Genomic DNA, 18,937 nt, shown 5'->3' on the forward strand with positions numbered 1-18,937 from the left:
AGGGCGGATGGCGTCATTTGCGGCAGACTTTGGCTTTCGGATTCACTTCGCAGATGGCGTCTTTCAAGGCCTGGTTCTGCTGTTCCAAAGACTGAACCTTGTGAACCAGAACGGCGTTGTTTTCTTTGAGCGAGGCAATCTCACGATCCTGCTTTTTGTTTTCAGAAATCACGATCTGATAAAGTTCTTTGATGGAATTGATCAGTGGTGCCACCAGTTTTTGATAGGCCACGGATTTGGATCCGTCTTTGTCAGTACGAACCGCTTCAGGGAATACTTTTTCCACTTCCTGCGCGATCAAACCAATTTGTTTTTCTTTGTTTTCCGGATTTTTCCAGTAGTAGCTGTAACCGTTTAGACCGAGCACCTTATTCAAACTGTCTGGCAGGATTTGGATGTCGGTTTTCAGACGGGCATCAGACGCTTCCGTCAAATTGCCGGCGATCCACATGTTCCCATTGGTATCAAGATAGAATTTCTGGGAACACACTCCGCCTGGACAGTAATAGAACTGCGCGATGTTTGCGGCATTATTGGTCTGGTGAATCGTGAAGCCACGTTTTGTCGCGTGGTTATTATTTACATTCAGTGCTGAATCTGCGCGGGAAAGCAGCTCCAGATAAGAAGATCCGTCGTGGATATAGCCCGTACCACTGACATGCAATGGATAGCCTGGATTGTTGGTGCCGATTCCCACATTTCCGTTGTTCGCAATACGCATGCGTTCGGACACGGTGACGGCGCTTGCCGCAGTGACGGTTTGCACGTCGGAACTGTAGAAGCGAATACCGTCAGTACCACCGACATTGATCGCCGCGCGAGCCAAACCAGCTGAGCTCGACGAAGAGAGGAAGCTTCCGGGGGATCCAGCAGGATAAACACCATAACCAATTGATGGGGCGCCACTGGAGTATTCCGTACCGATGTTGGTTATGTTGCCATTAGAGTAGTTGTCTACGAGCAGTAAACTGCCGGAAACGGAGGAGGCCGTACCAGCACGAATGGCGCCGCCGGAAAGATCCAGTTTCTGCGCGGGATTGGTCACACCAATACCGATGTTACCAACGTTGTTGATGCGCATGCGTTCCGTGCGCGTGCTTCCTGTGGCAAAGATGATAGTGCTGTTTCCAACAGACATACCCATGCCGTTGGCAGGGATACCGTTGACAGTAGCTCCGGAGAAGTTCACACCGAGCCACAGACCACCGAAGCTTGAGTTCAAAAGATCCAGGGAAGTTACAGAAGAACCGCTGACGGCAATTCCGTTTGTGGCGTCAGAGTTGTTACCCACATGCAGCTTGTAGCTTGGGCTGGTCTGTCCAATGCCCACATTCCCATTGGAGTGAAGACGCATGCGTTCTGAACGGGAAGCTGCGCCGTTGATGGTGGTTTCAAAGATCATGTAAGAGCCACGAGTTGAGGTCGTGTGGTTTTGACCGGCACTGACTTCGATGGCCGAGTTCGTGGTGCCCGTGCTGGTGCCATCATGGGCGCGGAAATAGAAGCCACCCAATGTATCGCCGGAAGTCACTGCGCTGTTGGAAGCCAGGGTGCCACGCGTGCGGGTCATCATCATCGCAGAGCCATCGTACTGACCATCGGAAGAATGCCACAGGCGAGCCTGGAAGGCGTCAGCGCTTTGAATGTCCAGATTGAAGCTTGGGGATGTTGTTCCAATCCCGACAGCACCACCATTGGAAATGGTCATGCGAGGGGTGCCGTTGGTTTCAAAGTTCAAGCCATAGTTGTCGTTGGTTCCCAAGGTCGCCGCGGCACCAAAGCTGTTTCCGCCGTTGGCGAACAGAGATGTCGCTGAATAGCTTGTACAACCCATCACCCCTGAAGCATTAAAGGTGATGGTCTGACCCACGGCACAGGTGAAGGGGATCACAGCTGTGCCGGTGCCGTTAGAAACCAACAGTCGGTCGGCTGTGATGGAAGTGGCACCGGTACCACCTTTAGTGACAGGAACCGCAGAAGGGAAGTTCGCCGGATCCGCACTGATTGTGCCTGAAGAAACCGCGATACCAGAACCCACTTGAACAACCCCACGAGCGCCGGTTGTTGCCGGATCCACAGAGATGACAGGTGTCGTTGTGCCCGTTGCAACTTGAACCGGAGCCGTGCCCGTGACACTGGTCACAGTACCCACAGTCGGAGTAGCCCATCTCAAACCCGAAGCTTGAGCCGAGTCCGCCGTCAGCACCTGACCGTTCGTACCTGCAGGCAGGCGAACGTCGTTGGTGCCGTCATTGGCAAGAACATCCCCTTTGGTTGTTAGCGGGGAAAGACCATTGAAGGCCGCAATCGCTGTTGTTGCTCCGGTACCACCATTTGCAATTGGCAAAGTTCCAGTCACATCAGAAGCCAGATTGATCGCCGCACCACTGGATGCCGCCGTCAGACGACCTTGAGCATCCACAGTGATGGAAGCGCGAGTGTAAGAACCCGCTGTTACAGCGGTATTAGCTAAAGCAATAGTGCCTGTCGAAGTTATCGGACCACCAGTCAAACCAGTGCCGGTTGCGATGTTCGTCACTGTACCGCCGGAAGACGTGTCGGTATCCGTATCGTTCGCACATTCCCAACGACTGTTAGCAGCAACCCATTTCAACACCTGCCCGTCAGTACAAGCGGTGTTGTTCGGACGATAAGTCAGATATTTGCCAGCGCCGCTGGTGATGTCGGCGGCATCTAGTACCACAGCACCAGTTCTGCCAGCCACGGTCGTGACTGGGAAGGCAATCGCTGCATTTGAAGCCGCCGTCAGACGGCCCTGAGCATCGACAGTGAAAGTGCCCACTGAAGTCGTGGAGCCATATCCGCCGGGCGTTACCGCCGTATTAGCCAAAGAAATCGTACCAGTTGCCGTGATCGGGCCTCCGGAAAGTCCCGTGCCTGTCGCGATGTTGGTGACGGTACCACCGGAGGAAGTGTCAGTATCAGTACCGCACTCCCAACGATTGTTTGCCGCAACCCATTTCAACACCTGCCCGTCAGTACAAGCGGTGTTGTTCGGACGATAAGTCAGATATTTGCCAGCGCCGCTGGTGATGTCGGCGGCATCTAGTACCACAGCACCAGTTCTGCCAGCCACGGTCGTGACTGGGAAGGCAATCGCCGCGTTCGAAGCCGCGGTCAGACGCCCTTGAGCATCCACAGTGAAGGTGCCCACGGAAGTAGTGGAGCCATAAGCTGCCGGAGTCACCGCTGTGTTTGCCAAAGAAATAGTTCCGGTGGAAGTGATCGGACCACCAGACAAACCGGTGCCCGTCGCAATATTCGTAACAGTCCCTCCAGAGTTGGCGTCATTGTCCGCTGCCGGAGCCCACTTGGTGCCGTCGTACTTCAAAATCTGACCAGCCACCAGACCCGTTGTATCCACCGTCACACCTTTGATTTTATTGACAGAAGAGGCGCCGATCGTGCCACCAACGTCTCCGGCCAGGGACACATTGATCGCCTGGCAAGAAAAGCCGGCCACGGCATTCCAGTACATGGTTTCGTGAGCCGCACAGCCCGCGTTGACCACGGCGGCGCTGAACTCCGCATCCGTCATATAAGAATTTAAAGTGGCCGAAAGGCCGGTCACATCACTTTGTGCGATGGCCGATGGAGTCCACGCTGTCCCATTGTATTTCAGGAAGTTGCCATTGGCCGGAGCCGCATTGGAAACCGCTGTGCCCTGGATTTTTGCTACGGATGGATTCGGATAAGTGCCGTCCAGATCACCCGCCGCGGCTCCTGATGGAACACGCGCATCAGAGAAGCGGGCGTCGTTACCGGCAGCCACCGTGCCTGCGGTTGTGCCCACGTTCAGAGTCAGCGCCGGAGTCGAAGTGCCGTTGGCAATCGTAATATAAGCATTGGAAGAAGTGACATCAGTCACAGTGCCGCCGTTAGCGCCACTGATCCCTGCACACGTCAAAGCTGTTCCATTCCACGTCAGGAAGGTGCCGCCCGCGCACGTTGGCAGACCGGCTTTTAGCAGGAAGTCGTCGACGATTTTATCGCCCAGGGACTCTGCAGACAGAGCGTAGGCGGAAAAAGGAACCGAGCGAATTTCATTGGACGGGGAGATGACCTTCCAGCCATTGCCGTCGTGGAATTGCACTTTCAAAAGACGGGTGTCGCCGGATGCGGCTGTGTAGGTCGAACCTCCCGAACAGTTGTGTGCCAATGAGTTCTTAAATGCATCCAGCATTTTAAAAGTCGGGGAAGCTGGGAACAGTTTTGTGCCTGAACCGATCGGCACATCAAACACTCCCTTGGAGTTCAGCATGTTCACATCGTCTACTTGTTCGCGGTAGATGACACAAGTTCCGGTCGGGTTTGTGATTTCAAACAGGAAGCTGACATGAGCATATTCGAGAGCGGCCCCATCGGACTTGATAATCCGTCCCTGATAGGTCAAAGAATTGGGGGCGCCATGGCTGACAGCAGCCATAAAAAGGAGTGCTAAGAATGACACAAGCGACGTTCCGTTTCTCATGTCTTTCTTATCGGTTTTTTGACCGAAAAAACGAGTTTTTCACGATGAAGAATCCTTAATATGTGAGTCTCTTTCTTAGGTGATTCCGCGAGTGTTCTTTAATGAGACAAGTCAGCCTCAGATTGCAGGGCGTTAGCCGAGGCCGGGGACTGCCTGTCAAAATGTAAAAAAGGCCAATGGATGTTTGACCATTCCGACCATGTTCGATAGGTCCTTTCTATGACCACAATTACGAAGAATCTAACCAACACTCCGAAAGCCCTTCCACCCTCTGATCAGCTTGGATTCGGGCAGCATTTTTCTGACCACATGTTTGTGGCTAAATACACTGAAGGCAAGGGCTGGTCTGAAGCCAGCGTCGTCCCTTATGGGCCGCTTTCTTTGGATCCCGGGGCTTCGGTGTTTCATTATGGTCAGGCTTTGTTTGAAGGCATGAAGGCCTTCCGCAAAGAAAGCGGCGAAGTGGTCTTCTTCCGTCCTGAGTTCAATTATCACCGTTTGGCTGAAGGCGCTGCTCGTTTGTGCCTGGAAGCTCCGCCAATGGACCTTTTCATGGAAGGTCTGCACCAGGTGGTGGCGGCTGATGAGCGCTGGATTCCAAAAGGGCCGAACACGTCTTTGTATATCCGTCCGACCTTGATTGGGTCTGAGCCGTTCCTGGGGGTTCGTCCTTCCCGTGAAACGTTGTTCTTTATTCTGTTGTCTCCGGTGGGTTCTTATTATTCTGAAGGCACAAAACCAATCAAGATTTGGACCGAGGAAAAGTACCTCCGTGCAGCTCCAGGGGGCCTGGGTGCGGTGAAGGCCGGGGCGAACTATGCCTCGAGTTTAAAGGCGGCCTTGGAAGCCAAGAAGAAGGGCTATGCCCAAGTTCTGTGGCTGGATGTCGAGCACCAGGGTATTGAGGAGGTCGGCACAATGAACGTGTTCTTCGTCTTCGATAATGAAATCGTCACGCCGGCATTGAATGGCAGCATTCTTTCTGGTGGCACCCGCGATGCGATTCTGCAGTTGTTGCGCTCTAAAAATCTGCCAGTGGTGGAAAGACGTATCACGATCACGGAAGTGGTGGATCGTCTGGCAAAAGGTGAATTGAAAGAAGCTTTCGGCACGGGTACGGCGGCGGTGATTTCCCCAGTGGGTGTTTTGCACTATCAGGGGAAAGACTGGACAATCAACAACAACGAAAACGGACCTCTGAGCACACAGTTGTACAACGAGATAACGGCGATCCAGCGTGGCGCTCAAGCCGATACCTTGAACTGGCTTGTTCCTTTGAAGAAGTAATTTTTCAGGGATTTTGTCTTAAGAAATTCGTTCGCCAAAAAAAGTGCTAGCGAGGAATCGTCAGTGATAACTCGCTAGCTAAGGGGAATGAAACCAATCCTTGTATGTATTTGTTCCTTCCATATGCACACCTCTGATTCCTCAGGTGACTCATGACCTTTGGCAGCTGGCTGGCGTGGCTTTGCACCGACACCCCTTTAGCTTTGCGTCCCGCCGTTTCCGACGGTTTGCCTTGAGGCAAAGGAAGGATCTATATCCTAACGAGTATAACCCTAGGAACCTCCTTATGAGTTATTCATCAGATCCAACCAGTCCATTCTTCTTTAGAGAGGCATGAACCCAACCTCTTTGTAGTAATCCTGGTGACGCATCTTCACTTCAGTTCGTCATCGTGATGTTCATGTGTTCTCATCCGTGTCCTCCTTCGCTTGGCCCTACTAGCGTTCACTTACCCGAGGTAAGTCTCCCGAGCCTTGTGGTTTCAACAAAATCAGGATAGCTCGACCAAAGTTTTATTTTCAAGGGGACCACGTGCGATTCTCAAATTACGTCAGATTTGCGTATCAGCGTGGGAAAACAGACGGATATTTGTTCAGACTTGAAACAGAAAAAGCCCCTCGATGAGGGGCTTTTTGAAATTGAAAATTAGAAATTGGATGAAAAAAGAAACCTGTTACAGGTTTCTTTTTAAACCGGCAGCAGTTCGCGGATTTCATCCGCAATTTTCATGAAGGCTTGCGCTTCGGCGCCGTTGCTGTTGGCTTCTACGATTGGAATGCCGGCTTCGCACGCCAGACCGACAGACGGGTTGAAGGGGATCTCACCCAGTTTGTTGATGCCTTTGGATTGGGCGTAGGAGTCGATTTCGCCCTTCGGGAACAACTGCATTTTTTCGCCGTTGGCCGGGTTGATCATGTAGGCCATGTTTTCAACCATGCCCAACAAAGGCACGTTCACACGGGCAAACATGTCGACGGCTTTTTTCACGTCCACCAACGCCACGTTTTGCGGAGTGGAAACCATCACCGCACCAGACACTGGAACTTTCTGCGCCAGGGTCAGCTGGATGTCACCTGTGCCCGGAGGCAGGTCCACAACCAGATAATCCAACTCGCCCCAGTTTACGTCGCGCAGGAATTGATCCATCGCTTTGAACAGCATAGGTCCACGCCAAACCACGGCCGCACCTTCCTCGACCAGGAAGCCGATGCTCATCAGTTTGATGCCGTAACGGACCACCGGTTCCAGTTGGTTGGTGTCCGGGTTGATCTGAGGTTTTTGCGCCAGGGAACCCAACATACGAGGAATGCTGGGACCATAGATATCCGCATCCAGAAGGCCGACTTTGCCGCCTTTTCTGCCCAAAGCCATGGCAAGATTCGTTGCCACAGTACTTTTACCCACGCCACCTTTGCCCGAACTGACGGCAATAATGTGTTTCACTCCGGGAATCGCGGTCTGCTTTTCAAAAGGATTTGGGGCTGCCATGAATGGGACTCCTTGCTAATTTTGTCCACCCAACCAATAATAGAACTTGGATGAATAGCCAAGACTTTTTGACATTGAACCTAGTGGGAGCGGGGGCTTTCATTGCCTGGTATCTTCTTTCTCGAGGAGGCAGCCGTCGGCCGACGCAGCTGAACCTGAATGCGAAGGACAGCGCTCCCCCTTTGATGGAGGCGGCTCCCCCTGAAAAGGCGGGTCTTGAGCCTTTGCGTCGTCAGGCCTCAACCCCTCAGGTGCATCCTGATCTATCTGGAGTAAAAACCAAGTGTCTGAATGTGATGTTTAATTACAACGGCCACAGCTGGGACGCCTATGAGGTTTTGGGCGTGCCGGCCGGAGCGTCGCTGAAGCTGGTTACTGAAGCCTATCAGACTGCAATTCGCCGCAGCGACAAAGAATCCCTGGAGTTTCTGGAAACGGCTTACAAAGCCATCCTGAATAAAACAGCCTAGGCTTACTGTCGTCGGTACGGCATATAGCGTGGAGTTGAGACAAAATTCCCATCCCATCTGTTTTTCGAGCACCACAGATGCCCCGACGCATTCATCGCGCAGTACGTATTGCCCTCGCCGTGACCTTTGATGCTGGTGAAGTTTTGGCTTGAAGCGATCGCCAGCGGCGCTTGGTCGAAGCGAGCCGAAGGCCAATAGTGCAATTTTCCGCCGGTGGTGAGTCCCAGAGCCGAGTTGCTGCCCACCTGAATATCCAGATAGGTTTCACTGCCATTGACCACTGTCGGGGAGGTGACCGTCATGTTACCGGTGTAATCACCCCAGTAGCCCCAGCACTTCAAAACCTGTCCGCTGGTGATGGCGCAAACTGCGTTAGTCCCCACACTCAGCTTCGTGAAGTTTTCTGTTGAGTCGACGGTGTAAGGGACGCTGGTATTGGTGGTCGTGCCATTTCCGACCTTACCCTGGTTGTTGGCTCCCCAGCATTTCAGCTTATCCGCAGAAGTCAGTCCGCAGATATGCGCATAAGAGACAGCGATCGATTTATAAAGAGTCCCACCATCCAGAACAGTTGGCGTGGTGCGCGAGACCCCGCCCAGATGACCTTTGCCGTCGTCATAGCCGTAGCACTTGATCTGATCACCTGTCGTGATGGCGCAGGCCAGACTGCTGGCAACAACCAAAGAGTCAGTTCTGTAGGAGGTGCCCGCATCCACCATTGTCGGAGTTCGACTTGGGCAGTTTGACTCTGCACCCCAGGCATACAGCTTTCCGGCGGTGGAAAGACCGTAACCGCAATAGAAAGTTTCTCGGGCCGTCATGGCAAAGCTCACAGAAGGAGCGACCATCGACATGTATTGAACGGAAGAGTCCATGGATTCGTTCCCCACCGCACCGAAGCCATTGGCACCAGCACACATCATGCGCCCGCTGCCATTGATGACACAGCTGCCGTTGTTGGAAGGGGAGGCCTTTCCGCCAGTAAAGTCGGAGCCATTATCCACAACGGCTGGTGTGGAAACTGTGTACCCGGAGCCCGCATAGCTTCCCACACACACGGCCTGGCCATTGCTTTTGATGGCACAGGCTCCGGCAGAGCCCACACCATAGTGGGCAATCGTGGTATTGGGATCCAGAGTTGCCATATCAAAGAGCGGCAGAGGCTCGAACCAGTTGTTGTAGTTGTCTCCCATGCAGACAATTTGTCCGTCAGTGGAAATTCCGCATGCGCCGTACGATGCGGCGGCTATTTGCGAGTACTTTATACCATCGTTGACGAGCGTCGGCGTGTTCAGAATGGTGGTTTGTTCCGAGCTGACGGTGCCACGCACTTCCCCCCAGCATTTCAAATCATTGGCGGCAGTGATCGCACAGCGATAGCCGCTTTCATCCGAGACAGAAAGATAGTCCGTGGCGGCATCGATGGTGGTGCGTGTGACGACGGGATTGGTACCCGTCATGGCGCCGACGACTGAGTTGCCATTCCAGCCCCAGCACTTCAGCTTCTGGCCAGTCGTCACACCGCAAAGGGTAGCGCCGCCGGCAACTGAAAGATAGCTTGTGCCGGCGTCCACAACTGTCGGTGAGAGCACGTTGGTTGTGCTGCCGGGAATGATTTGCTGTTGATTGTTTCCGCCCCAGCATTTCAGCTCCTGGGTGTCCGTGATACCACAGGTGGTGGAGGATTTTCTGTGAATGCTTGTATAGTTGACGGTCCCATCGATCAGGACCGGGGAATACCGGTCTGTGGTTGTGCCATCTCCGACATTGCCGGAGTTGTTGCGGCCCCAGCATTTCACTTTACCCAGCTCGGTCAATGCACAGGCTCCCTGGGCGCCTGTGGAAATTTTGACATAATTTTCACCACTGTCGACGTCCACCGGGCTGGTCTGTTCGGTGGTGTTGCCATTACCAAGCTGGCCATAATAGTTGTAGCCCCAGCATTTGATTTTTTTTGCCGTGGTGACAGCGCAGGCATATTGGTCTGTGATTGAAACATCCAGGACGGTGAAGCCAGCAAGAGGTTCGACTTTGGTGCCGACGCGGTTTTTGTGGCCGACGCCCAGCTGACCGTTGTAGTTGTCGCCCCAGCAGAACATGCGGCCGTCAGAATAAATGGCGCATTGGTTGTAGCGTGCAGAGACAATCTTTGTGGCCGTCGTAAAGACAGCATCGTCGTCCTTGATTAGATGATAGACCAGGCTGGAGGTTCCGATGCGGACCGCCGCTTGGTCGGTGTGACTGATAAAGACTCTGAGATTGCGATCATTTTCGGTCAGACCATTGTCGAAAGTGTCATAAGAAATGGATGCTGACAGCGAGCCTGCCGGGATGGTGACAAAGCCGGGGGCAAGGTTGTGGTCGACCATATAGATCTGATCACCGAAATAGTTATAGTAAACTTTCACGTCATAAGTTTTGGTTCCGGATAGTGTGAAGGTCACGGCGTTGTTGGTGGTTCCTTCGTTGATGGAAATATTTTTGGAAGTGATCGAAGCCACAACCTCGGAATCCTTCGTCCAGCTGACACTGGTGGCAGCGGCAAAATCCTGCCACAGTCCGTTGACACTGCTTTTACCGATAGCGCAGACGGTGATGTCGCCATTGCTAGCTCCGGAAAGATCCAGGGTTCGGCTGGCGGGCGCAGCCGCTTCCGCAGTGTAGCCGCTCAAGGACGAGCAATCGACAGAGTTTCCGACTTTGTAGCGGAAGGCACTGACTGTGGCGCCGCCGAAATTCACACTGACCGAGTTCAGGACACTGACGCCCGACGGGGCTCCGGTGATCTGAATCGTGGGTGGTGTCGTGGACAGCGTGTAGCTGGCGGTTTTGGTTTCTTGAACGATCGCATTTTGCATCAACTGGGCGGTGAAGGTGATGGCAGCTCCGTCGGCGCCAGGCACGCTGATGGCTGAAGACCATGTTCCACCGCTGCACGTGGTTGAGGTTGTCACCGGGCTGGTGATGTTGATGGTGGCTCCGTTCACGTTGCAAGAACCGCTGAATTGTGTGCTGGGCCCGATGATGGCACCGTTGGCCGGAGATTGAATCGACAGGGTGCGGGTGATTGTGAAGGTCTTGCTGTCGCTGGCCAGAGTGATGTCATTGTCTTTCAGTGTGGCAGTGACATTCACTGTAGAGCTGTTGGCAAGATTGGAAGTGTCTAGAGTGTAGTACCACTCCTGATCCACGGTGCAGGTGGTTGTCGCACTCAGCGTTCCGCTGAGTTGAACCTGCTTGTTCGGGACAGAACAATAGCCCCCCAGCTCCAGCGAGTTGCCAATCTGGTCAGAGGTGGCAGGATAGTCGATGAAGATTTCAGGAACTTCCAGCGTGACTGTCGCAACAGAGCAGAAAGTTTCGCTGTTAAAGGCATCGCGGAATTTCACATAAAGTTCTTTGGGCCCAGAGGTGGCGTCAGAGAATGTCCAGTTTGTCGTGGCGGAAAAGGACGCCCACGCTCCCCCGGCAGAACAGCTGGGGTCTTCGGTCAGATATGTCTGACTCATAGGTGATGGGGCACTGAGTGCTACACTGACGGTGGCACTGACTGCGATGGGATCGCCGCCATTCAGGGTCATTATGGGGGCTGGGGCCGGGTCTGCCCCGGTGGCTTCCCAGCGAATATCAAAGCCATTGTCCGTCACGCTGCCATCGGATTCAAACTCAACACGAACTGTGCTGGAGGTCGTGTTCACTAGCATAGGTGTAACCACGCCGGATTCGCTGAAGACCTCGGTGCCGTTGTCATAGATTCTTACAAAGTCATAGCCGTTTTCTGTATCAAGCAGATCGATGTAAAACTTGGCGGGACCGGTCAGTGTCAGATCCAGGGTGCAGAGTTCGTCATTCTGGTATACTCCTGCCAAGCCGCCGGAGTCGACAATACGGCCGCGGGAAAGACTGGAAGTGGTGTTGGTGCACATGGTGTGGGTGGTGTATGTCGGCCATTGAATAGAGTCGTGGTAACACGGGGATTCATCCAGTGTGGCCGTTCGGAATTTGACGCTGACGTAGGCTGTGCCACCTTGGGCGCCCGCATCCAGATTCCAGTTGTCAATAAAGGTCGCTGTACTGACCCATGAAGGGGTACCAGTGCAAGTTTGATTGTTGAACAGGGCCATCTCTGGTAATGAGGCCGGTGCCAGGATGTTCAGATCCTCCACGCCATTTAAAGTTGTGGATTTGATCAGTGTGCCAATGAAAATCTGGGGAGTGCCGACATAAATCTGAACTTGCTGGGGAGCAGATAGGTTTTGGGCCTTGTCAGCGGCTTGAACGTAAAGATAGCGAATGCCCGGGGTGGCTAGTGTTGTATTGTTTGTTGCTGTAAAATTCTCTGTGATAAAAACGAATGCCGGGGACGTACTGTCCAGATAGCGGAACTGACACAGATCTGCAGGATCCAGACAGCTCCACGCCGCCGACTGGGGTTCAGCCGGAATGATGATATTGTTGAGATTGCTCAATTGGGGCAAAACCGTGTCCTTTAGAATCGTGGCTGATTCGGTGCGGGTTTCGCCGGTGGTCAAGGTTTCTTGAACTTCTAAAATCAGGGCGCTAGAGTCCGGCACCGCGGAGAAATCGTAGGTCACTGACCACTGGTTGTTGTCGCAGGTTGTGGATGCCACAACTGTGGAATCAAGTTTGATTTGAAGCGAGGTTTCGTTATTGCCGCAGGTCCCGGAAATGAGTTTGGCCGAGACATTGCCGGCGTTGACGATGATATAGGGATCTATATCAGAAATCTTGAGTTCAGCTTGCACTGGCTCTGATGACAATAGATCCTGAAGTTTTGCCGAGATGTTACAGCCCGTCAAAATAAGAGACAGCAATAGCAATAAGGTGCCAGTTGATCCGAGACGTCCCGAGTAGTTCATGAACTATTTATCGGATTAAAACCTCACGTTATTTAGGAACCCTAAAATTTTATCAGAATGATACGAAGTGAACCTGGTCCTCGGCGACTTTTTTATCATTCACCCAAACCGAGTAATAAATCGGGCAGGCTTTTGAAAGCATCGCCGCTGTCCCGCTATATTGGTGGGTCGAGCGCTTTGCCGCTTCCACAGCCTGAGTGGCATCCACCGACGAGCCTTTCAAATGATAGCTCAAATCAATGCGGGAAAAGACTTTAGGGTGCTTGTCCGTCAGGGGGGCTTTGGCTTCCAGTTCAAAAGAATCGTACTGAACCTGAAACTTCGCCATTAGATCAATGACATCCGTGCCGGTGCAGCAGCATAACGCCGCCAGCAGCATTTCCTTCGGAGTCGGCCCTTGGGGAGCTTGATCAGGAGCTGTGACGTCGATGTCACCTTCCATGCCACGAACATTGAATTTAAAGTGGTGACCATCGATTCGTTTAACCTGAGCGCGCATGAATCCATCCTTTGAAAGGTGCCGAAGATGGATCTGATTTTAGAGCAGGGATTTGCGATGACAAGACTATTTTGAATAAAGACAGCTAAACCCACGACCGTTGCGGCTGTGCTCCCAGAGGAATTTATCAGGCCCGTCCTGAATGACGGTGTCTTCCTGCATCAGACTCAGTGAATTGTCTTTATCGATGTAGATGGTGGTTTCCTGTTTGCGCACATAGTTGTCGCGACTGACAACTTCGCTCAAGATTTTTTGTCCGGGTTTTTGCTGAACCTTGAAGCCTTTGTTGATCTGGCAAAAGCGCACACTTTCGTGGGCCACACCATCGGACGATGGATGCAGGGCAAAGCCGTCGCAGTCTTCGCTGCGCTCAATTTCAAACGGGCAGTTGTCGGTGCCACTGTTTAAGCGGTAAAGTCCATCGGATGAAGCCGGGCGTGATTGCTGCGCAAAAGCAGAACCCGAAACCAGCAGTCCCAAAATGAGAATCAGATAAGACCAGTGCATCCACACTCCTTCATTCTTTTATGAAGGAGCAAGCTTTGTGCGCAGCTTAGAACTAACTCAAAGGGTGTAGAGAGCGGCATTCTCACTCTGGAATGTCGATGTGCCGATTACTGGCACAACACCTGCCCGATGACGTGGCAGTCGCCGCCGTTTTTGTCGTATTCGCGGCAGGAATAATTCAGATAGGTCGAACCGACGGAAGCTCTCACCGAGGCGCTGCCAGAGCTTATCGCAACGTTATCTATTTGGCAGCGGCCGTCCTTGACTTTATCAGAGGCTCTTTGTACCGACGCCACATTCAGGCCGACGCCGTTGATGTAAGAGGCGGGCACTCGGCCGTTTTCAAGGTTGCAGGCCGCTCGAACTCCAATGATTCTTTGCCCTGAATCGCAGCGCACAGTGCCTCCGCAACCCGAGTTGTTGCCAGAAGCCTGACAGTCAAACGGTTTGGTTTTGACGCTGACCCCTTGGCAGGTGGCCTTGGCAGTGGAAAGCACACCGTCAGTACAGGTGTATTTTGTTTCCTTGCAGACCACGGCCCCGCTGATTAGGAATTGCTGGGTTGATAGTCCGTGCCCCAGCAGTTCAGACGGAAAGGCCGCTTTCAGGTAACAGCCCGAAGCACGTTTTTTATCGGCAGAAACAGTTTCGTTCGCCAGCAGATAGTTGGGAGAGTCGCTGACGCGCACGATTTTTTCCGGCTGGAACTTATAGAACTGATTTTGAGCAATCACGTTATTGCGGGCCAGATCGTTGTTGTTGGTGCTGCTTCCGAAGGCATAGCCGTTGTCGGCATTGCAGTAGTTACGGTTGCCATTGCGGGACGCCACCCAGATGGCCGGATTCTTGCCGTCGTATTTGTTGTAATAAAAGATATTGTTGATGATGTGATTTCCGCTCGGGGTTTGATGACGAACGGTGCCGCCTTCGCCGCAGTTGCGGTAAAGATAGATACCGCCGTTATCGAGCGCAGAAAGACGATTGCCGATGATGCGGTTGTTGGCAGAGCCATCAATGGCGATCAGCTCACGTTTTTCAGTATCCGTATGAATGGAGTTGTTCTGAATCAGGTTGTGCCCGGATTCAGCATCCAGATAGACCGCCACACTGGTGGAAGAGCCACTGATATTGGAATTTATCAGTTTCACATAGGTCACACCCGGAGAAATATAGAGCGGAATGCGTGAGCTTGCCTGAATTTTCATCTTGTCCAAAACGATGCGGGTCGGGGCGGCAGCCTGGGCCCGCTCGGTGTGACCTTCGGAAATGGAAGAAGCGCGCAAGTCAGCCCCTTCCCCGTTGGTGTTCATTCCATAGATACGCACAGCCCCCAGCACTGTGCAGTTTTTGATGGTCACGTCACTGGGGCGTTCCCACAGCGTTTCACCGTTTTTCTGCACCTTGCGGGAAAAAACCTGAATCATGTCTTTACCGGCATTAATCCCGGCTTCGTTCAGGATGCTGCCATTACAATCAAAGGTGACACCCGAGGCTTGGGGGCCTCGGAACTGAAGTCTTTTGGATATGGATTTTCCTTTTGGCAGCTGGGCGGAGCAGTCCACCACAGCTGCACTGGATTCGGCCGTGGCGGGAGCCAGAATTTCATTTATTTTGGATTCACTGCAGACGCGTGAATTCAAATTGCTGGGAGTGAAGTTCTGAAAGGCAAACAATAGAACTGAGCCACCACAGATTGCTGCCAGTTTGTGCAAGTACCTGAAATTGAGCATTCTGATCCCCCTGGACAAGACTCTTCGGCGGGTTGCTGCTATGAGAACAGGGGGGTGCCTGTAATCTTGAAAAAAAATTAAGGAGCTTTTTTGGCTGTAAAACTTATGAACGTGTACCCATCTGAGACCGGCTGGATTTGGCCTGCGAAGGCCTTGTCCAGATGAAAATCAGAACGCAACTGCACACGACTGCCGCGGATATTTTGGCGTAGATGGGAACATTACCAAAGAACAATGACGCGGAAACAAGAGGCACCATCAGTCCGGTGGCCATCAGTTTGGCGCGAGTGCGGATCACACCATGTTTTTGCCAGTCTAAAATCAACGGCCCCATGTGGGGTTGCGCTAAAAGCCACTTGTGCCAGCGGATAGAACTTCGGGCGAAACAGTAAGCGGTCAAAAGCAGAAACGGGGTTGTCGGAAGCAGCGGCAGAAAGATGCCGACAAATCCCAACCCCAGAAAGATCCAGCCTGCTACAAAGTAGGCGGTTCTTCTTGTCTGCTTAATCAGCTTCACAGATCGACCTCTTTCTTTTTGCTTTCAAGTGGTGACAGCATCAAATACAAAGCCGGAACCACGAACAAAGTCAACAGTGTCGAAACGATTGTTCCGCCAATGATGGACAGACCCATCGGCACCCGGGTTTCCGAACCGATGCCATGTCCGATCACCAGTGGCATGGCTGCCGCCACGGTCGCCACCGATGTCATCAGAATCGGGCGCAGGCGGATCGGGCAGGCCTGAAGCAAGGCTTTGGAAATATCCTTTTCGCCGTGATAGCGCACTTGGTTGGTGAATTCGACCAGCAAGATCGAGTTCTTTTTTGCAATACCCATCAAAACAATCAAGCCGATGAAACTGAACAGGTTCAGTGACACATCAAACATCCACAAAGCCACCAGGGCGCCGGTCACACTGAAGGGCAGGGCGACCAGAACTGACACCGGATGGATGAAAGAGTTAAACTGAATTGCCAAAATCAGATACGCCACCAGAATCCCCACCAGCATGGCGGAATAAAGACTTTTGAATGAATCCGCAAATCCGGCCGAGGCGCCTTCCAGGGCGAAGGAATACCCTGTCGGCAGAATTTCTTTGGCAATGGCGCTGGTGCGGTCCAGAACCTTTGCCTGCGACTGTCCCGGTGCCAGATTGCCGAAGACGGAAATCGCACGCTGACGGTTCACGCGGCTGATGCCCTGAATGGCGGATTGTTCTTCGATTTTCACCAACTGGGACAGCGGGATCAGGTTTCCGAAGTTGTTGCGCACATACAGTTTTTTGAAATCCTCCGGCTTCTGGATCTGATCTTCCAGGAATTTAAAGCGGATGTCATAGCGACGGCCATCGGCGGTGTAGCGGCCTTCCCGCAAGCCTCCGACGCCGGCTGAAAGAATGCGGCCCACGTCTTCGACAGAGACTCCCCGGGCGGCCATGGCTTTGCGGTCCGGGGTCAGAACCAGCTCCGGGATCCCTTTACGGAAATCCGAATCCAGATCCACCGCCAGATTTTCTTTTTCCAGGCGCTCCATCAGCTGCTGGGATTTTTCAAATAGAACATTCAAGTCCGGTCCACGCAAATTGATCGCTACCGGATTCTGACGGCCTGAAGAAAGATTTCGCGCCGAAATATCACGCATGGAAACACGCATGTCCTTCAGCTTGCGAAACTCGGCACGCCATTTGTTCATGATTTCAAGGTGACCTTGCTGCCGATCCGCACGGGGTTTCAGGGCCACGGGCAGAAAGACCTGATTGACGTTGGAACCCCCACCGCCGCCACCGACAGAAACGACAAAGCCTTCAACGGATGCATCCTGCTTCAGGATGGCTTCGATTTTTTCAGCTTCGCGGCTGGTTTTTTCAAGCGAAGTGCCCGGAGGCATCTGCGCATTGATGATGATAAAGTCCTGGTCTTGCGCCGGTACGAATTCCTGACGGACTTTGGCCACCAGGAACAGGGACACAACGAAGAACACCAAAGAGCCGATCACCACCACATATTTGAATCGCAAAGTGCCGTGCAGAATTTTTTGATAGGAGTGCGCGAACTTTTCAAACAGTTCGTCCAGCCAGTGCTCCAGTTTGGAAACTTTGGGCTCACTGGACAACAGGGCGGCAGCACGCATCGGGGTGATCGTAACCGCTTCAAGCAGCGACAGCGACACCGCCGCACTCATCGTGACACCGAATTGGAAGAAGAACTTCCCGATAATGCCATCCATAAAGACCACCGGCAGAAACACGGCGATGACCGCCAATGTCGCCGCGATGGCGGCCGGCAGAACCTCTTTGGAGCCATCCGAGGCGGCTTTGGCCGATGGTTTTCCCATGCGATAGTGGCGCACGATATTTTCAAGCAGCATGATGGCATCATCCACGACGATGGAAATCGACAATGTCAGTGCCAGCAGGGTGAACAAATTCAGGGTGAACCCTGAGAAGTACAGGATGACAAATGTTCCCACAATCGACGTCGGGATGGAAAACAGAATGTTGACGGCAGCCGAGATGCTTCCCAGGAACAGGAAGCAGACCAGAATGGTGATCAATGCCGCCACCCACAGTTTTTCAATGGTCAGATTCACGGTCGCATCGGTCGGACGGGTGAAGTCGACATTCACGCGGAAGTTGAAGCCTTTAGGAAAGTTGTCCTTGATGCTGGTCAGTTTTTCACGAACCTCGTTGGCGACGGTGACCTCATTTGTGCCCCGCTGCTTTCGCACGATGATGGAAACGGCCTGACGGCCATCCACCCGGGCAACACGGCGGATATCTGAAAGCCCGTCCTCAACCCGGGCGACATCCCGGATAAAGATATTGCGGTCGTGGATGCGCTGGCCGCCCCGTCGCAGAATCTGGATGTTGGCGACATCTTCTACATTGGTGGCTTCCCCCAACCAGCGCACACGCAGTTCGCGTTCGCCTTCGGTGAATTGGCCTGCGGCACTTTCCAGATGCTGGGAGCTGATGGCATCCACAACATCAGTCAGGGTCAGATACAAGGCTGAAAGTTTTTTCGGATCCACCCAGATGCGCAGATTGCGCTGACTGAATCCACCGATGCTGACCTCGCCCACGCCCTCCAGGAAGCGGACTTGGTCGAGCAGATAGTTTTCGGTCCAGTTGATCATCTCTTTGAGCGGAGCCTCGCCATAGACGGAAAGAATGATGATCGGGTCTTCTTCAGGATTTTGTTTGCGGATGGTGGCAGGGTCCACACCCGGAGGCCAGCGCATGCGGCTGAGGGCGGTTTGCACTTCCTGCAAGACCACGTCGACATTGCGGTTGATATCAAATTCCAGCGTGACAGAGCCGGACCCCTGACGGGCCGAAGAGCGCATTTCCTTGATGCCCTCGATGGCAAGCAGTCTTTCCTCGATAGGATCCAGCAGCTCGGCTTCGACGACTTCAGGGGCAGCGCCCTCATAGTCCACAGAAACGCTGACAATCGGGAAGTCCACATCGGGAAGCTGCGAGATACCCATGCGGTTCATGCAAATGGCGCCAAAAACAATTAATGCAAACATGAGAACCCATGCAAACACCGGGCGTCGAATCGAGAGGTCAATCAGGTTCATAG

Annotated in this window: 10 protein-coding genes and 1 riboswitch; of the genes, 2 read left to right on the forward strand and 8 right to left on the reverse strand. The window is 53.1% G+C overall.

The window, feature by feature from the left end; translation table 11 throughout:
- Positions 1 to 13: 13 nt before the first annotated feature.
- Entirely contained in the window at positions 14 to 4,447 is a 4,434-nt protein-coding gene (locus tag BD_RS05190) for a tail fiber domain-containing protein (protein ID WP_231839286.1), read from the reverse strand.
- A gap of 264 nt (positions 4,448 to 4,711) precedes the next feature.
- Here BD_RS05190 and BD_RS05195 point away from each other — a divergent pair, with 264 nt between their 5' ends.
- Positions 4,712 to 5,779 carry a branched-chain amino acid aminotransferase gene (locus tag BD_RS05195; protein WP_011163654.1) on the forward strand — a complete coding sequence of 356 codons (1,068 nt, stop codon included), beginning with the start codon at positions 4,712 to 4,714 and terminating at the stop codon, positions 5,777 to 5,779.
- Positions 5,780 to 5,937: 158 nt separating this feature from the next.
- Positions 5,938 to 6,021: riboswitch (cyclic di-GMP riboswitch) on the reverse strand.
- Between the two features lie 445 nt (positions 6,022 to 6,466).
- Here the strand turns inward: BD_RS05195 and BD_RS05200 are convergent.
- Positions 6,467 to 7,267 (reverse strand): Mrp/NBP35 family ATP-binding protein, encoded by an 801-nt coding sequence (locus tag BD_RS05200; RefSeq protein WP_011163655.1) that lies wholly within the window; start codon positions 7,265 to 7,267, stop codon positions 6,467 to 6,469.
- Between the two features lie 68 nt (positions 7,268 to 7,335).
- Here BD_RS05200 and BD_RS05205 point away from each other — a divergent pair, with 68 nt between their 5' ends.
- Entirely contained in the window at positions 7,336 to 7,737 is a 402-nt protein-coding gene (locus tag BD_RS05205; protein WP_144313912.1) for a hypothetical protein, read from the forward strand.
- A gap of 2 nt (positions 7,738 to 7,739) precedes the next feature.
- Here the strand turns inward: BD_RS05205 and BD_RS05210 are convergent, their stop codons facing one another.
- The 6 genes from BD_RS05210 to BD_RS05235 all read right to left on the reverse strand — a co-directional run bounded on the left by BD_RS05210 (position 7,740) and on the right by BD_RS05235 (position 18,935).
- On the reverse strand, positions 7,740 to 12,617 hold the full coding sequence (locus tag BD_RS05210) for a hypothetical protein (RefSeq protein WP_011163657.1): 4,878 nt from the start codon (positions 12,615 to 12,617) through the stop codon (positions 7,740 to 7,742).
- A gap of 52 nt (positions 12,618 to 12,669) precedes the next feature.
- A complete protein-coding gene (locus BD_RS05215; RefSeq protein WP_011163658.1) occupies positions 12,670 to 13,116 on the reverse strand; it encodes an OsmC family protein in 447 nt (148 codons plus the stop codon).
- 66 nt (positions 13,117 to 13,182) lie between these two features.
- Positions 13,183 to 13,623, reverse strand: a complete 441-nt coding sequence (locus BD_RS05220; RefSeq protein WP_231839287.1) for a hypothetical protein — start codon at positions 13,621 to 13,623, stop codon at positions 13,183 to 13,185.
- Between the two features lie 107 nt (positions 13,624 to 13,730).
- The gene (locus tag BD_RS05225; RefSeq protein ID WP_041583485.1) at positions 13,731 to 15,353 is read right to left on the reverse strand and encodes a right-handed parallel beta-helix repeat-containing protein; all 1,623 of its coding nucleotides are present in this window, start codon (positions 15,351 to 15,353) and stop codon (positions 13,731 to 13,733) included.
- A gap of 103 nt (positions 15,354 to 15,456) precedes the next feature.
- Positions 15,457 to 15,870 carry a YbaN family protein gene (locus tag BD_RS05230; protein ID WP_011163661.1) on the reverse strand — a complete coding sequence of 138 codons (414 nt, stop codon included), beginning with the start codon at positions 15,868 to 15,870 and terminating at the stop codon, positions 15,457 to 15,459.
- Positions 15,867 to 18,935, reverse strand: a complete 3,069-nt coding sequence (locus tag BD_RS05235) for an efflux RND transporter permease subunit (RefSeq protein WP_041583486.1) — start codon at positions 18,933 to 18,935, stop codon at positions 15,867 to 15,869. The genes BD_RS05230 and BD_RS05235 overlap by 4 nt, the downstream gene beginning before the upstream one ends.
- Between the last annotated feature and the right edge of the window lie 2 nt (positions 18,936 to 18,937).

This window comes from Bdellovibrio bacteriovorus HD100, assembly GCF_000196175.1.
Taxonomy (GTDB): domain Bacteria; phylum Bdellovibrionota; class Bdellovibrionia; order Bdellovibrionales; family Bdellovibrionaceae; genus Bdellovibrio; species Bdellovibrio bacteriovorus.

Coding starts and splice junctions, on each gene's coding strand:
- BD_RS05190 (WP_231839286.1), bottom strand. CDS start 4,447: ATGGCTGCTGTCAGCCATGGCGCCCCCAATTCTTTGACCTATCAGGGA.
- BD_RS05220 (WP_231839287.1), bottom strand. CDS start 13,623: ATGCACTGGTCTTATCTGATTCTCATTTTGGGACTGCTGGTTTCGGGT.
- BD_RS05235 (WP_041583486.1), bottom strand. CDS start 18,935: ATGAACCTGATTGACCTCTCGATTCGACGCCCGGTGTTTGCATGGGTT.
- BD_RS05215 (WP_011163658.1), bottom strand. CDS start 13,116: ATGCGCGCTCAGGTTAAACGAATCGATGGTCACCACTTTAAATTCAAT.
- BD_RS05200 (WP_011163655.1), bottom strand. CDS start 7,267: ATGGCAGCCCCAAATCCTTTTGAAAAGCAGACCGCGATTCCCGGAGTG.
- BD_RS05195 (WP_011163654.1), top strand. CDS start 4,712: ATGACCACAATTACGAAGAATCTAACCAACACTCCGAAAGCCCTTCCA.
- BD_RS05225 (WP_041583485.1), bottom strand. CDS start 15,353: ATGCTCAATTTCAGGTACTTGCACAAACTGGCAGCAATCTGTGGTGGC.
- BD_RS05210 (WP_011163657.1), bottom strand. CDS start 12,617: ATGAACTACTCGGGACGTCTCGGATCAACTGGCACCTTATTGCTATTG.